Below are 2208 nucleotides of genomic sequence, written 5' to 3'. Positions count from 1 at the left end.
AGAACTATTTATTCCACGTGAATTCCCAGTTTAGCTCGATAAAAACAAATATCCTCCCACTAAAAGTAGGAGGAATGCAATAAAGTTGGTTCAAGGAAACCCTTGTCCCAACCGCCTCGGCGAATGCCGAGAGGCTATATTTATTTGTGGAGGTTGCTGAAAAGATAAATCTTAAGAAAATCATTAATGAAATTGGGAAATTCAAAACGATGAGAAACACTATGGCACATGGCTTAGACGCCACAGATAATTATATTTCCTCCAATCCAGTACTAAAAATAGAAATAGTTGGACGGAGCGGTAAAACAGTTGTGAAGGAAATAACACCACAATCTCATAAAGAAACTCTAGAATCAGGTGATCGATTACTTTTGCAAATTAAAGAAGCTAGAAAAGAAATCAACTTATTTCTTAAATAAAGATAAATTATCTCTATAAATGTATGGACGTAGTTTGTAAAGTTAGCAACCATCACAGGAATCCGCCCTAAGCACCTCGGAGATATCGAAAGAAGAAAGTTACGAATACATACGCTCGCTAAGATAGCGGTCGGGCTCGGAGTGACTATAGAGGAGTTGGTTGGAAGGTGTTAAGGTTCTTACTACTACAGTGAGGGCTATCTATTTTTGCTTGTCAGGTTTCCCCTTATTTCGCGAGAGAGTTATGAGATGATAAGGTCATCTTGAGTTAACAGGGCAGTGGCCCTTTTATTTAAACTATTAAATTAATTACTAAATATGGAGGAGCTGTATGGTATGATAGAGGGTAATAAGGCACCGGTAATAACATTTATAAACATGAAGGGTGGGGTTGGGAAAACAACCTTGTGCATAGGAATAGGGGAATATTTAGCAAATGAGTTGGGAAAAAAGGTCTTAATATTAGATATAGATCCGCAGTTTAATGCTACCCAATCTTTACTGGACAAGTATGAGTTAGTAGACCAATATTTATCTACTTTCCGCAAAGAAAAAACAATTAGGAAACTGTTCGCAACTACTACAGATGTATATCAAAAGAATACTCTCATAGGAAAAGAAGAAGTTATTCATAAATTTAATGATAATTTGCATATGGTATTTGGAGATATTAATTTAATTTTTGATAACAATACGATGGATAACACGAGAATAAAACGAGTACTAAAATTCATTAACGGTAATTCATTAAAAGATGAATATGACTATATACTAATTGATTCTCCGCCTACTATATCTATGTATACTGACGCTTCAATAGTTGCTTCAGATTATTATATAGTTCCAGTTAAAATCGACAATTATTCAATCTTGGGCGTAACAAATCTTATTTCAGTAATTACAAATTTAAAGGCAGATGAGGAATTGAACATTGAACCACTTGGTGTAATTTACACTAACTTAGATGATAAACTAACCCTTAAAACTCAAACATTGAAAGATGAATTTGAATTAGAGGAAAACATAGAAAAATTATACATTTTTCAAAACGGAACAACTTATGTTAGAGATTTGCAAGTCGGAGGGAAAGGAAATATAGCATCGCACTATAAAAAATCAAGAGAGGATATAGCACTTATTTGCGAGGAATTAGAAGCTAAGCTAAGGGGTGAAATATAGTGCAAATTGAAAATGAAAATGATCTTAGAAACAGATTGATTGAATTAAATAGAAAAAAAAATAGTATAGAGATGGTTATCGGAACAAATTTAACAATTATATACTCAAAAGTAATTTTCAAAAAAAATTCAGATATAGAAAACTATTTAAAGGAAGTCTTTGAAATGACTTACTTGCCATATGTTATGAAGTCTAGAAGCCTGATAGGGTCTAGACTTACGAGAATAATTTATAATTATGATAAAGAAAAGTTGAGTATAATGCTTAAAAAGCTATTTGATTATTTCGATTTTAACTTAGAAAACAAAAGTCAATCAGAAAAAGGAAAAACATCAATTTCAAAGTGGATACAAGGTATTAAAAATGAAAAATAGTATACTAACATATGATCCGTTTAGCATAAAAAAAGTTCTAGATACTTTCAGGGAAGAATTTAATTCTATAAAAAATGAAGGATTAGTTAATGATTTGTAAGTATTCAATAAACCCTCCATCAACCAGTCAGAACTAAATAAAAAAGGCCGGAATCAATCCGACCGATTTAAAAGATCACTATAGTTTTTGTTGAGGGGATAAATATAGATGGCTTTAATAGGAACAGCGTGCTCGT

At 32.2% G+C, this 2208-nt stretch carries 3 protein-coding genes; all 3 read left to right on the top strand.

Features of this window, described 5'->3' with window-relative positions:
• Positions 1-146 precede the first annotated feature (146 nt).
• The 3 genes from VIM70_RS09870 to VIM70_RS09860 all read left to right on the top strand — a co-directional run bounded on the left by VIM70_RS09870 (position 147) and on the right by VIM70_RS09860 (position 1972).
• A complete protein-coding gene (locus tag VIM70_RS09870) occupies positions 147-419 on the top strand; it encodes a hypothetical protein (RefSeq protein ID WP_331945587.1) in 273 nt (90 codons plus the stop codon).
• A gap of 336 nt (positions 420-755) precedes the next feature.
• Positions 756-1598 (top strand): ParA family protein, encoded by an 843-nt coding sequence (locus VIM70_RS09865; protein ID WP_331945586.1) that lies wholly within the window; start codon positions 756-758, stop codon positions 1596-1598.
• Positions 1598-1972 (top strand): hypothetical protein, encoded by a 375-nt coding sequence (locus VIM70_RS09860; RefSeq protein ID WP_331945585.1) that lies wholly within the window; start codon positions 1598-1600, stop codon positions 1970-1972. The genes VIM70_RS09865 and VIM70_RS09860 overlap by 1 nt, the downstream gene beginning before the upstream one ends.
• Positions 1973-2208: the final 236 nt, after the last annotated feature.

This window comes from Clostridium sp. (assembly GCF_036569345.1).
In the GTDB taxonomy this organism is placed as follows: Bacteria; Bacillota; Clostridia; order Clostridiales; family Clostridiaceae; genus Clostridium_AD.
Note: the sequence above shows the minus strand (reverse complement) of the source record. Positions and strands in the feature narration are given on the sequence as shown.